Origin of the sequence: Rhodoferax lithotrophicus (assembly GCF_019973615.1) — a bacterium.
Classification (GTDB): domain Bacteria; phylum Pseudomonadota; class Gammaproteobacteria; order Burkholderiales; family Burkholderiaceae_C; genus Rhodoferax; species Rhodoferax lithotrophicus.
Genome location: NZ_AP024238.1, coordinates 3,149,112 through 3,162,399 on the forward strand (window position 1 = coordinate 3,149,112; position 13,288 = coordinate 3,162,399).

Below are 13,288 nucleotides of genomic sequence, written 5' to 3' on the forward strand. Positions count from 1 at the left end.
GGTCACCAGGTCAAGCAACTTTTTCCACGCAGTTACGGCCCTTGTGCTTGGCAGCGTACAGAGCTTCATCAGCCATTTTTAACAAGTATTCCTGCGTATCCGTGGCATCAGGAATACCCGCGGCAACACCCAGACTGAGGGTCACCATACTCGCCACCGGTGAACCTGTGTGCGGTATTTTTTCATCACGCATGGCGATCAGGATGCCTTGCGCCGTTTCCAGTGCCTGCTGGGGTGTCACCCCCGGTAAAACCACCACAAACTCCTCGCCACCGTAACGTGCGGCCAGCTCACCAGCACGGCGCACTGAAGCCTGCAGCACGGCCCCCACTCGGCGCAAACATTCGTCCCCCTGCGGGTGACCGTAATGGTCGTTGTAGGCCTTGAAATGATCCACGTCAAGCATGATCACGGCCAACGGCGTGGCTTGGCGCAGCGCACGTTGCCACTCTTGCGCCCAATAGTGGTCAAAGCGGCGGCGATTGGCCAAACCAGTCAGGCCGTCGGTCGTACTCAGGATTTCGAGCTGCTGGTTGGCTGCCTGCAATTCGGCTGTGCGCAGCCTGACCTTCTCTTCCAACGCCTCATTGATACAGCTGACCTGCCAGCGCAAACGCAGCTGTTCGGCCAATTCAGCCTTCAACCGTTTGGAATAGCGCCAACCCGCCCACAACAGCAACAACACCGCCACAATCCTCAGTACCAGCGTGATCTGGCGCAGCCGGTCTTGCTGCTGGCTCTGATGTGACAGGTCAAGCATCAGCGTACCAACCGCCGTTGTGCTATTGATTTCATAAACTTTAAGCGCCAGCACGTAGTCACCACCCAGCAAGGTTTGGTACGCACGGTCCCACTGCGCGGTCCGCATCAGCGCAAACACCTGGTTCTCTTGCACGCGCAAAGCGCGCTGCTCCTCATGCAAAGCCCGGATGCCAGCGGCCAGCGCCATGTGCTGCGTCAGCGCCAGCACCTCTTGCATGGTGGCATCCAGTTGTCCATGCAGGCTGTCGTAACTGGCCGCACGCTCACCATTTTTCTCGATCACCGCTGTGGCCAATTCACTGGTGAGTGACTGATTCAGCCGCACCATGCGTTCAAGCCCCGTCTGAATCTTCAAATGCTGCCGATGCATCTGCTCACTTTGAGCATCTACATACATGCCCACCGCAATGGTGAGCAACAGCAACAGCACAGCCAAGTGGATACCACTCAAAAATGGCATCCCCGTCTTGACCGGAAAAGTGGCTGTTTTCCCTTGCGCTACGTCCGTCACGGTCGGATCACCTTCAGGTTCTGGCCGACCGCGGGTTGGCCGCTCAGTTCGACTGCTTGCATCCGCCCCAGAAGGCTCGTCAACCGGTACCGCTTTGTGCAGCACACTGCCCTGCCCTGGCGACAGTGCAAATGCATGCGAATGAACAAATCGAGGCATGGCAGTCACCGTACACGACACGGCACCAATGGTCAGAGAGAGCTGTATTGTTAAGACCTGCCGGTACGCTCGTCAATTTGAAAATAGAAACAAAATGCAAGCAGAAATACTCAGGTCAACATGTCAAATCCCTGGGTTTCCACACTCATGAAGGCGCGGGTCAGCTCGGCCACGGCCGCATAGAAGCGGGCTTTGGGATGTTGCGCCAGGGCATCACACAGTTGGTTGATCCAAGGCTGGATGTGGGTGGCAAAAAAAGCTTGCTGCTGCGTCAGGTTGGCCACATTCACATCGTCACCAGCAATCAGGTAACGCATGACTTCACACAAGTAGGCGATGTGGTCTTCGGTCTCAAACATGGCTTCATCACGCGCCAACCCCAGCTTGTCCAGCTCGGTGCGCAACCGGGCCAGCGGCTTTTCATTCAGAAAGCCTGTCAGGTAATGAGAGGCATAAAGGTACACCTCGGGTTTGCCGACGCCGCCAAACAATGCATCGAACTCGGCAGCAATCTGTGCATCCGTCATGTGGCGGGCCTGCCCCACCAGCGCGCGCCAGGGCTCCTCCAGAAAGGCTCCCGCGGCGGGTGCATCGGTCACAGCCAGACGTAAGTCAGCTATAAATTCAGAAGCAGGCTGCACATAATAGACATGGGCTAGAAGCCCATAAAGCTCTGAACGTGCAGTTTCTTCATCCAGCGCACTGCTGGTGCTTGGCTCGTGCAAGGGCATCATGATGGAATATCCGTAATTTTGGTTTCGTTGTCAGCAGAGTAAATGTCAATGATGCGGCAGTCACCACACATTTTCAGGCGTTCCAGAGCCGCCCCCTGAAACATGCTGTGACCAGCCAGTTTGCCCAGCATAGCCTCAATGCCCTTGAGTGTGCCAAAGGGTTTGCCACAGCACACACAGACATAGGGCGGCATGTCATTGAGCAGCACAGACTCTTTGCGCTGAGCACTCAGGTTGAGCTGGGGAAGCAAACTCAGGGCTTTTTCAGGGCAGGTTTTGACACACAGGCCGCATTGCACGCAATTTTTCTCGATAAAGCGCAATTGAGGCGCAGCCGTGTTATCCGCCAGCGCACTGGCTGGGCAGGCGTTGACGCAACTCAAACACAGGGTACACGCGTCCTTGTTGATGGCCAAAGCACCCAGAGGTGAACCGCAGGCAGGCAAGACGATACGCTCGCCATCCGTCTTGGGCGCATGCGCTATCAAATGATCCAGCGCCAATTCCAGCGTGGCGCGCTTGTCCGCCTGCACGGCAAAGCTGGCGTGGCGCACAGGAGCTTGGGCTGCCATGGCTTGTAACTGACGATCCAGCTCGGCCAGGTCACGTGCATCACGCACCTGCAGCAACTTGAAGTGCACCCCGGCATAACCCAGACCTGACAGAATCGCCTGAGCCACGGCCATTTGCTCACGCAAGGCAGCCGCGTATTGCTGGGCTTCTTCATCCGTCAACAACACCCAGACATTGGATGCACCATAAGCCACGGCACTCAGCCACAACTCCAGCCCGGTTGATGAGGTGTGCCACAACGGCACCGGTAACACCCGGGCAGGAACACCATGGGTGCCTTCTTTCTGGTTTTTTTCAAGCTGCGCGGCACGCCCCAGGTCGCCCAGTAATTGCGCACCCTGGCCTTGGCTGTGCAACAACAGTGCGGCATCCCTGCCACCGCTGCGCTGATAGGTGGACAGCAGTGTTTTGAAGCGCACCCCCTGATCGCTGGCACGTGGGTAGGCAAAGCTGATGGCACCCGTTGGGCACACGGTGCTGCAAGTGCCACAGCCCACGCATAAATTCGGGTTCACCTTGATTTGTTGCCGATGCTTGTCGCTGCTGATGGCGCTGGCGGAACACACGTCGATGCAAGCCGTACAACCCTCTTTTTCGTTGCGGCTGTGGGCGCAAAGTTTTTGCTTGTAGGCAAAAAATTTGGGTTTTTCAAATTCACCCACCTGATCGCGCCATTGCAACAGGGCTTTGATGTCGCGCCCATCCCAGTGCAGATAACCTTGTGGTTTGGCATGCTGGGTGAAGGCCGGGGTAGCGCGCAAGTCCAGCACCAGATCAAAGCTATCACGCTGACTCTGCGGTGCACGCGTGAAGTCAATGGCTCCGGCCACTTTGCAAACCTTGACGCAGGCACGATTTGCATCACAAAGCTTCAGGTTGATCTGGTAGTCCAGGGCAATCGCGTCCTCAGGGCAAGCGGCCAGACAAGCATTGCAGCGGGTGCACAGATCCAGATCAATCGGGTTGTTTTGTTGCCAGTTCAGCTCAAATGCACCCAGCCAACCCGTGAGGGTTTGAATTTGCCCGCTCAATACCAGGAAACGTCGCACCTGCGCACCACCTGAATCACCTGCACCCTGGCTGAACAGCGTCACGTCAAGCGCATCACCCAGCCACTCAGCAGCACGTTCAGCCGCATCCAGCGGGCCAATGATCAGCGCACGCCCGGCACTCTGGTAAGTCACGGTGGCCACTGGATCTGGAGCAGGCAAATGGGCAGCGGCCAACAAGGCCGCGATTTTGGGGCTGGCCTTGGCCGCATCACGACTCCAGCCGCCGGTTTCGCGGATGTTGACAAATTTGATCGGCACGGTGCTGTTGGCCTCTTCGGCCAGTTCCTGAAACAGGCGAGATTCCTGGGTACAGGCCACCACCAGCTCTTCACCAGAGTCCGTGGCTTTGAGAAATTCAGCAGCTTCGCGGCGACACAGACTCGAATGCAGCGTCAGGGCTTCATTCAGGCTCGCGCTCAAGGCGCGCGGGTCCAGCGGCATGGTCTGGCTGCAGTCGCAAATCAGTGTGGTCATGTAAGGTGTCTTTGATAAGTGGGGCCGTGCGCGTTGACGGTACGGGCCCGGAAGTAAACTCAGCGGGAGTATCTGGCCCATCCGGCGTGGGGGCAGACTGTGCCACACCAGGCTCAGGCAGGCGATCGGCATCCACCCCTTCGGGTTGAGGCCGCACAGCGTTGGGATCCGCTGCAGGTGGATCTTCTTCAAACAAATTCAAAAATTTCGCGCTGGCCATCTGGCGCAGCGTGGCCGTCGACAAGGGACTGGGCTGGCTGTAGTCGTCAATGTAAATGTCCAGTCCGTCCATCACGTTGTAGTGCGGGTCGGCAAAAAGCTTTTTCATGGCGGCATTGCGCACCTCCGGTGCGACATCTCGCATCACAAACGGGGCAAAGCTGGAATCGGCCTTCAGGGCTTTGACATCATCCAATGTGGGCAGTGTTGCCGGAGTGGGCTGCGGGGCTTGGGCTGCGTGACCGTCAGCATGGGCTGAGTGGTTCACCGCCATGGATACGCTGGGCACGTTGACGGGCGGCTCGACGGCTGGCTTGCCCCCCGGCTCCTCCAGCGTTTGGCCAGCCCGCACCGCCTGTTTGCGCTGCGACCAACGGCCTAAAAAACCGTCAGCCATGCGTACTGCCTTGTCCACCACCCTGAGCACCGCCAAATTTTTTCTCAGCGGTAATGGATGCCGGGTTGCCAAAACGATCCGTCAGCGAGCGAAAACTCTCTGGCCGTTTGCGGCGTTTGGGCTCCACGACATGGTGTTCTTGCACAAAAGCGTTCAACCATTCCAGCACAGCAGCCGGGGCAGGCACTTGCTCAACGTTTTCCTGGGCATCCAGCCAACGACCAGCATCGTAGTAACTCAGGCTCACCACTATGGGCCGGGGGATGGGTTCATCAGCTACCGAGGCTTCTTCTTCCATGCGCCACAGCACAAACCAGCTGGGCACATCCGTGGTGGCATTAAGGTAATAACCTTCACCATCATCTTTGAACAATTCCACCTTCAAGCCCCCGTGCAACCAGCGCTGAGTGCTCTCATTTTCATAAAGCAGGCGCGGCTCGGTGCCAAAACCGGACTCATTCATCACCACGTCAGCCAGCTCCCAGCGCCAAGACTGCCAACGCGCGGACGGGCCGGTATTGGCAATACGCTGCATGATCACAGCCACGTCAATCGAGGGTCGTTTGTTCATCATAGGTAAGGCACATCATAGGGCGAGAGACTGTAACGGATCAGCCCGTAGACCAACATGCCTGTTTACTCGAAGGGTATAGCCAGCATGCCAAGAGCTGAGGCCCTGCGCATCCATCAATTCGCAGGGAAAATGGTGCCATGGCTCAGCATGGGCTCCAGTTTCTCGGCGGGCATGGGGCGACCAAAATAATAGCCCTGCATCAAACGACAGCCATGCTGGAGTAAAAAATCACGTTGTTCGGGCTGCTCCACACCTTCGGCAATCACTTCCTTCTTCAGACTATCCGCAATACCCACAATGGCCTGAATGATGGCCGCATCATCCTCGTTGCGGGGCAACTCCCGAACAAAAGACTGGTCAATCTTGATGCGGGTAAATGGCAGTTGTTTCAGATAACCCAGGCTGGAATAACCGGTACCAAAATCATCCACCGAAAGTTTGATTCCCATGGCATGGAGCTTGTGCAACATCTCAATGACCCGATCAATGTCGCGGATAAATGCACTTTCGGTAATTTCCAGCTCCAGCCATTGAGGCTCAAGGCCAGCTTCGGTCATGGCAGACAGCACCTGACCCGAAAAATGGCGTTGACGCAACTGGACGGCGGACAGATTCACCGCCATCACCACCGGAGGATAGCCCTGGTCGATCCATGCCCGGCTTTGTCGACAGGCCTCGCGCAACACCCATTCGCCGATGACATTGATCAAGCTGCTTTCCTCGGCAATCGGGATAAAACGGCTGGGTGGGATTTCACCCAGCTCGGGATGATGCCAGCGGATCAGCGCTTCCAGCCCAATCAGTTTGCCCGTGGCACCATCCACCTGGGGCTGGTAATACAGCTTGAATTCATGCGCCAAAATCGCCCGTCGCAAGTTGTTTTCCAGAACCACCCGCTCCGAAATATGGGCATTCATTTCCGGCGTGAAGAAACGGTAGGCATTCCCCCTGGCCGCCTTGGCCTGGTACATGGCGGTATCGGCATTTTTCAGCAAGGTACTGATATCGGTGCCATCTTGCGGATAGGTACTGATACCAATGCTGACACCAACCTGCAACTCATGCCCATCCACCACAAAAGCTTCATTCAAAGCATCAATCAAGCGCTGGGCAACGATGGCCACCCGTGAAAGGTGTTTGAACCCTTGCATCAAAATCGCAAATTCGTCGCCCCCTTGACGGCTGATGGTGTCACGGTTGTCCAGATGGGCGCGCATACGCTGTGACACTTTTTGCAGCAACTGGTCACCCACTTCGTGACCCAGTGTGTCATTCACAAACTTGAAATGGTCCAGATCAAGGAAAAGCACCGCCACCGGGGCTTGGGTACCCAAGGCATCAGCCAGCGCCAGCGCCATGCGGTTGCCCAATAAAGCCCGGTTCGGCAGATCGGTCAGAATGTCATGTTCGGCCAGGTAACGAATACGCTCCTGATCCACATGCAACTGGGTGATGTCACGTGCCACGCCAGCTACACCCGCAAGTTGCCCCTTTTCATCCAGCACCGGGGTGGAGATGTACTCAAAATGACGCAAGCCGCCGCCAGCGACTTCCTGGGTTGCCTCACGGCGTTGCTGCACCCGGGTCGCCAAGGCTTTGGCATCCTGTTGCAAGAATGCCTGCGCCGTGGACTCCGGCCAGATGTCTGTCACAGTTTTGCCAAAGATATGTTGCTCATCACGTCCACTGAGTTGCCGATAGGCCTCGTTAACGGCAATCATGCGTTGATCCCGGTCAGTCAGCCAGGCGGGGTCCGGCAAACTGTTCAGCAAGGCCAGGGTTCGGCGCATGGTGGTTTCGTAGGCCTCGGTCATGCCTTTGGCCAGACGACGCGCCTCGTTGTAGGTTCGTAACCAAACGATGATCCAACCCGCCAGAACCACGGCCAGTACCAATGTACTGGCCGCACCCCACATCACGTTGCGATGCCAACTGGCCAGGTAGTCACTGGTGGTATGCCCCACCAGGACATACAGCGGAAAATCCCCGACTTGACGCACAGCGTACAAGCGCTCGACACCATCCAGCGCGGAAATGGCGGTGTAAACCCCTTGTCGTTGCCCCGTTTTCATCAGTTCACGCAAATTGGGACTGTTGATCGGCTTGCCCAGCTGATCTGGTGCCTGCGGGTAACGCGCCACCAAACGCAACTGGTTGTCCATCAGCGCCACGCTGTGTGCCGAACCCAGATGCAGGCTGGCATAAAAGTCCTGGAAAAAATCGGCGCGCACGGCGGCCTGAACAAGGCCCGCAAATTCTCCCTGTGGGTCATTAATGCGTCGACTTAAAGTGATGACCCAGTTTTGGGTGATGCGAGCCAACAAGGGCTCGGAAATGATCAACCTGGCATTGCGGTCAGCCTTGTTGCGTAAGAAATAGTCACGATCCGCAATGGTGGCCGAGGAAATTTTGCCGGAAGAATCGTAAATAAAGCGTCCGTTTTTGTCTGCAACGCGCAAACTCTGCGACTCGATGATCAAACCCAGATACTGCGACAACGCCCGATTGATGGCCACAGCATCCATGGACTCGCCCGCAAAGGCCTCATTCAGCCTGAGTTGGCTGGCCATGAGCACCGTGTCTATTTTTTCAATGGAACTCCTGCCGTGCTCTTCCAGCACTTTGGCAAAATTTTCCTGGCTGCGGCGAACAAATTCAAGCTCGCGGTCATAAGACTGTTTGAGGGTGAGCAAGCCCAGGCCCACATACGTACTCAGTGCGGCGATGCCAAAAAAAATAACGATGATCCGGCGCCAAGACTCTGAACCCTCGGAAAAGCGACTGAATGGTCTGGGCAATGCAATTTTCATGAAACTGGCTGAGAAGAATCCAGGCATTTTGCATCACAAAATGCCCTTTGGATAAGTGCTTTATTCCATTGATTAATCTCAGAACCCATGGTGATCACATGACCTCCAAACGTACTGCGCAGTATTTGAATTCAGGGATTTTTCCCACCGGATCAAGCACCGGGTTGGTCAGCAAATTGGCGGCGGCTTCGCGGTAGGCAAAGGGTAGGAACACGGCCCCGTCGGGCATGCCATCGTCTTGCCGCAGGGTCACCTGCACCGCGCCGCGACGGCTGCGCAGGCTGACCTGTGCGCCGGTCGTCAGCCCCAGGCGCGACAATTCACGGGTGTTGAGGCTGGCGGTGGCGGTGGGCTCCAGCGCATCAAGCACGCTGGCGCGGCGCGTCATGCTACCGGTGTGCCAGTGCTCCAGTTGCCGCCCGGTGATCAGCACCAGCGGGTAGTCGGCATCGGGTTGCTCGTGGGCGGCGATCAGGGTGGTGGGCACCAGCTGAGCCCGGCCATTGGGGGTGGGAAAGCGCTGGGTAAACACCATCGGCTGGCCCGCATCCTGCGCACTCACGCAGGGGTAAGTGACGCTGCCAATCTGCAGGCGTTGCCATGAAATACCGCCAATGGCCGCCGCCATGGTCTGGCGCATTTCTTCGTACACCTCGGCCACACCGTGGTCGGCCCCGGTGTAATGCCAGTTCAGCCCCATGCGCTGGGCCAGTTGCTGGATGATCCACAGGTCGGCGCGGGCATCACCCGGCGGCTCCACCGCCTGGCGACCAAGCTGCACCATGCGGTCGGTGTTGCTGACGGTGCCGGTTTTCTCAGGCCAGGCGCTGGCGGGCAGCACCACATCGGCAGCCCAAGCGGTTTCGGTCATGAAGATGTCTTGCACCACCAGGTGCTTGAGAGAGGCCAGCGCGTGGCGGGCGTGGTTCAGGTCGGGGTCACTCATGGCCGGGTTCTCGCCCATGATGAGCATACCGTGCACCTTGTGTGGGTCGCTGTCCGGGGCCAAGGCCTTGTGCATGATTTCGACCACGGTGTAGCCGGGCGTGGCATCCAGCGGCGTGCCCCAGAAGGCCTCAAACCAAGCGTGCACCTCAGATTTGTCCACACGCTGGTAGTTAGGGAACATCATCGGGATCAGACCGGCATCGCTGGCCCCTTGCACGTTGTTTTGCCCGCGCAAAGGGTGCAGGCCGGAGCCGGGTTTGCCGATCTGCCCGCACACCATACACAGGGCAATCAAAGCGCGCACGTTGTCGGTGCCGTGGGTGTGCTGGCTGACCCCCATGCCCCAGAAAATCATGGCCGATTTGGCCTTGGCATAAGCGCGCGCCACCTCACGGATGGTGGCCGCGGCAATGCCACACAACGGGGCCATGGCCTCGGGGCTGAAGCTGGCCACCCCGTCACGCACGGCCTGCACGTTGTCCACCCGCGCGGCGATGAAATCGTGGTTGACCAGGTCTTCGTCAAACACGGTGTAGATCATGGCGTTGATCAGCGCCACGTCGGTGTCGGCCTTGAACTGCAGGTTGCGCCAGGCGTGTCTGGACAAGTCGGTGCTGCGCGGGTCGGCGGTGACCAGACGCAGGCCACGTTGGACGGCGTTTTTCATCCAGCTGGCGGCCACCGGGTGGTTAGCTGTGGTGTTGGAACCCATCACCAGCACCAGTTCGGCCTGATCCACGTCACTGACCTGGTTGCTCACCGCGCCCGAACCCACACCTTCCAGCAGGGCGGCCACGCTGCTGGCGTGGCACAGACGGGTGCAATGGTCCACATTGTTGGAGCCAAAGCCGGTGCGCACCAGTTTCTGGAACAGGTAGGCCTCTTCGTTGCTGCCTTTGGCGCTGCCAAACCCAGCCAGGGCCTTGGGGCCATGGGCATCACGCAGGGCTTTGAGGCCACCTGCGGCCAGGGCCAGTGCCTCGTCCCAGCTGGCCGGGCGAAACACCTGCGCCCAGTCTGCCGGGTCACGCAGCACGTTCACATCTTTGGCCACGTCACTGCGGCGAACCAGCGGCTGCGTCAGGCGGTGCGGGTGGTGGATGTAATCAAAACCATAGCGCCCCTTGACACACAGGCGGCTGTGGTTGGCCGGGCCGTCGCGCCCCTGAACGCTGACGATTTTGTTGTCCTTGACCTGGTAGCTGAGCTGGCAGCCAACACCACAAAACGGGCATACCGAGTCGACGGTTTTATCCAGTGCTCTTGCACCCAGCGTGCTGTTGGAACTGAGCGCCCCGGTCGGGCAAGCCTGCACACACTCGCCGCAGGCCACACAAGAACTCGCGCCCATCGGGTCGGCCAGGTCAAACACGATCTGGCTATGTGCACCACGCCAGGCCATACCAATCACGTCGTTGACCTGTTCTTCACGGCAGGCCCGCACGCAGCGACCGCACTGGATACAAGCATCCAGGTTGACCGCCATGGCCGGGTGGCTGGTGTCGGGTGCCGGTTGGCTGCGCGCCAGCGCTTGCAGACTGGGCCGCACGCGGACACCCAGGGCTTGGGCCCAGTCGCTCAACTCGCCAAAGTGACTTGCGGGCAGGTTGTTGGATACTATATTTTCAATAGCTTCTTGCGCAATATCCAGCTGCTCTACAGGCTGATTTGACTTATTTTTTGGCACATCAGACAGCAGCAGCTCCAACACCATGCTCTGGCTCTTGCGGGCGCGCTCCGAATCACTTTGCACCACCATGCCCGGCGTGGCGCTACGGCAGCAACTGGGAGCCAGAGTGCGTTCACCTTGGACCTCCACCACACAGGCACGGCAGTTGCCGTCAGCTCGCAGACCTTCTTTGAAACACAGGTGGGGAATGTGCACACCATGGCGCTGGGCGGTCTGGAGAATGCTTTCGCCTGGGTGGGCCGTCAGCGCCTGGCCATTGAGCGTGAAAGGCACCTGCGTCGTGTCCACCACCGGGCCGGTTTCAGTTGTTGTCGGCGTTGTCATTCAAACCACCTCGTGCGGAAAATAAGTCAGCACACTGCGCAACGGGTTGGGTGCGGCCTGACCCAGACCACAGATCGAGGCATCGGTCATCACCTGCGCCAGGTCTTGCAGCGTAGCGACATCCCACACCGGGCTTTGCATCAGCGCGGCGGCTTTGACAGTGCCCACGCGACAGGGGGTGCACTGGCCACAGCTCTCGTCGACAAAAAACTGCATGGCGTTCAGGGCAGCATCACGTGCACGGTCGTGTTCGCTGAGCACCACCACGGCAGCCGAGCCGATGAAACAACCGTGGGGTTGCAAGGTGTCAAAGTCCAGCGGCAGGTGTGCCAGACTGGCGGGCAAGATGCCGCCGGAAGCACCGCCGGGCAGGTAGGCGTACAGCGTGTGACCCGCCTGCATGCCGCCGCAATACGCGTCAACCAGTTCGTGCAGGCTGATGCCTGCCGGGGCCAGCTTGACCCCCGGCTGCGCCACCCGGCCACTGACGCTGAAGCTGCGCAAGCCTTGGCGTCCCTGACGGCCAAAGCTGGTCCACCAGGTAGGGCCTTTTTCAACGATGTCTCGCACCCAATAGAGGGTTTCAAAGTTGTGCTCCAGCGTCGGGCGGCCAAACAGGCCTAGCTCGGCAATGTAGGGCGGACGCAGGCGCGGCTGGCCGCGTTTGCCTTCGATGCTCTCGATCATGGCCGACTCTTCGCCACAAATGTAGGCGCCGGCACCTCGGCGCAGCTCAATCTGCGGCAGCGGACACGGCGGGTTGGCATGCAGGGCCTTCAGCTCGCGCAGCAGCATCTGACGCTCGGCGTGGTACTCATCACGCAGGTAGATGACACAGGCTTCCGTACCAACCACCTGGGCGGCAATCAGCAGACCTTCCAGAAAACGATGTGGGTCACGCTCCAGGTAGTGGCGGTCTTTGAAGGTGCCGGGCTCGCCTTCGTCGAGGTTGACGACCATGAGGCGCGGCACGGGCTGGCTGCGCACAATGCGCCACTTGCGCCCCGCCGGAAAGCCTGCGCCGCCCAAACCACGCAGACCGGCATCTTCCATGGTCTGGAGGATAGCCTCGGCATCTTCTTCACCATTCACCACGGCCGCCGCCAAGGCATAACCACCGGCAGCACGGTAGGTTTCGTAAGCTATGTTTTCTATAGCTACTTGCGCTTTATTTACTTGCTCTACAGACCTATTTTCCTTAAAACATGGAGTTGCCTCCCGGGACGCGCTCAGGGCTTGCTGCACCACCTGTTTCAGCAACTTGACACTGGCCTGCGGCACGGCATGCGGCCCAACCAGTGCCGCCGGGGCCTGATCACAGCGACCAATACACGGCGCGGGCAACACACGCACCGCGTCACCCAGCGTTCCCGTCAGGTCGCTCAACAGACGGTTGGAACCGGCCATGGCGCAGCTCTGGCTGTTGCACACCCGCACCGTCAACGCCGGGGCGGTTTGATCGTCACGCAGAATGTCAAAGTGATGATAGAAGCTGGCCACCTCAAATACCTCAACCACGGGTAAGCGCATGTCACACGCCAGGGCCACCAAATGGCGCTCAAACAGCGCACGGTAGTGGTCATTCAGCACATGAAGATGCTCAATCAGCAGCTCACGCCGGTGGCCTGTGGACGGCACGCTGCCAATCAAGGCGCGTACATCGGCCAGCGCTTGGGTATCGACCTGTCGGCCTTTGAGTTGACTGATACGCCGGACGCGTTGGGCGCTGGCGCGGAGTTGATCGGCTGAGGCCAGCGGCACCGTGGGAGGAATCGGATTAGGCATGCATAGAGCTTATCAAACCCGGCACCCTCACGGCGGATTTACTCAACGGCAGACCAGCACCGGTATCCTGGAATGCCTCAGCACCTTGTTGGTTTCACTGCCCAACAACAAGGCACTGGCCCCGTTGCGACCATGTGAAGCCATGAAGATCGGGGCGCAGCCCTGGGTTTCTGCGGCCTGGAGGATGAGTTCATAAGAGCATAAGGGTGGCGACCCACCAGCACCACCCGGTGAACGTCGACCCCGGCATCACGTGCCACGTTTTCCGCTGCATCC

General features: G+C 58.8%; 9 protein-coding genes. All 9 read right to left on the bottom strand.

The genetic code is table 11. The features are described from left to right. Nucleotides 1–10 precede the first annotated feature (10 nt). Nucleotides 11–1,432, bottom strand: coding sequence for a GGDEF domain-containing protein (locus tag LDN84_RS14505; RefSeq protein WP_223904153.1), 1,422 nt, complete (start codon nucleotides 1,430–1,432; stop codon nucleotides 11–13). A 110-nt stretch (nucleotides 1,433–1,542) separates the two neighbouring features. Beyond that, nucleotides 1,543–2,166, bottom strand: a complete 624-nt coding sequence (locus LDN84_RS14510) for a TorD/DmsD family molecular chaperone (RefSeq protein WP_223904154.1) — start codon at nucleotides 2,164–2,166, stop codon at nucleotides 1,543–1,545. Further along, entirely contained in the window at nucleotides 2,163–4,265 is a 2,103-nt protein-coding gene (locus LDN84_RS14515; protein ID WP_223904155.1) for a 4Fe-4S binding protein, read from the bottom strand. Before LDN84_RS14515 ends, LDN84_RS14510 begins: the two co-directional genes overlap by 4 nt. Beyond that, nucleotides 4,192–4,911, bottom strand: a complete 720-nt coding sequence (locus tag LDN84_RS14520; protein ID WP_223913024.1) for a DUF3306 domain-containing protein — start codon at nucleotides 4,909–4,911, stop codon at nucleotides 4,192–4,194. Before LDN84_RS14520 ends, LDN84_RS14515 begins: the two co-directional genes overlap by 74 nt. Then, nucleotides 4,874–5,455 (bottom strand): DUF3305 domain-containing protein, encoded by a 582-nt coding sequence (locus LDN84_RS14525; RefSeq protein WP_223904156.1) that lies wholly within the window; start codon nucleotides 5,453–5,455, stop codon nucleotides 4,874–4,876. Before LDN84_RS14525 ends, LDN84_RS14520 begins: the two co-directional genes overlap by 38 nt. Before the next feature lie 113 nt (nucleotides 5,456–5,568). Continuing rightward, complete coding sequence (locus tag LDN84_RS14530) at nucleotides 5,569–8,265, bottom strand: bifunctional diguanylate cyclase/phosphodiesterase (RefSeq protein ID WP_223904157.1); 2,697 nt, start codon at nucleotides 8,263–8,265, stop codon at nucleotides 5,569–5,571. A gap of 94 nt (nucleotides 8,266–8,359) precedes the next feature. Further along, on the bottom strand, nucleotides 8,360–11,227 hold the full coding sequence (gene fdhF / locus LDN84_RS14535) for a formate dehydrogenase subunit alpha (RefSeq protein WP_223904158.1): 2,868 nt from the start codon (nucleotides 11,225–11,227) through the stop codon (nucleotides 8,360–8,362). After that, nucleotides 11,228–13,012, bottom strand: a complete 1,785-nt coding sequence (locus LDN84_RS14540; protein WP_223904159.1) for an NADH-ubiquinone oxidoreductase-F iron-sulfur binding region domain-containing protein — start codon at nucleotides 13,010–13,012, stop codon at nucleotides 11,228–11,230. A 42-nt stretch (nucleotides 13,013–13,054) separates the two neighbouring features. Then, nucleotides 13,055–13,156, bottom strand: a complete 102-nt coding sequence (locus LDN84_RS14545; protein WP_435405885.1) for a universal stress protein — start codon at nucleotides 13,154–13,156, stop codon at nucleotides 13,055–13,057. Nucleotides 13,157–13,288 lie beyond the last annotated feature (132 nt).

What these genes read in the sequence shown, in the direction of transcription:
- LDN84_RS14515 (WP_223904155.1), bottom strand. Translation starts at nt 4,265, where the DNA reads ATGACCACACTGATTTGCGACTGCAGCCAGACCATGCCGCTGGACCCG.
- LDN84_RS14545 (WP_435405885.1), bottom strand. Translation starts at nt 13,156, where the DNA reads ATGGCTTCACATGGTCGCAACGGGGCCAGTGCCTTGTTGTTGGGCAGT.
- LDN84_RS14505 (WP_223904153.1), bottom strand. Translation starts at nt 1,432, where the DNA reads ATGCCTCGATTTGTTCATTCGCATGCATTTGCACTGTCGCCAGGGCAG.
- LDN84_RS14540 (WP_223904159.1), bottom strand. Translation starts at nt 13,012, where the DNA reads ATGCCTAATCCGATTCCTCCCACGGTGCCGCTGGCCTCAGCCGATCAA.
- LDN84_RS14530 (WP_223904157.1), bottom strand. Translation starts at nt 8,265, where the DNA reads ATGAAAATTGCATTGCCCAGACCATTCAGTCGCTTTTCCGAGGGTTCA.
- LDN84_RS14510 (WP_223904154.1), bottom strand. Translation starts at nt 2,166, where the DNA reads ATGATGCCCTTGCACGAGCCAAGCACCAGCAGTGCGCTGGATGAAGAA.
- LDN84_RS14525 (WP_223904156.1), bottom strand. Translation starts at nt 5,455, where the DNA reads ATGATGAACAAACGACCCTCGATTGACGTGGCTGTGATCATGCAGCGT.
- fdhF (WP_223904158.1), bottom strand. Translation starts at nt 11,227, where the DNA reads ATGACAACGCCGACAACAACTGAAACCGGCCCGGTGGTGGACACGACG.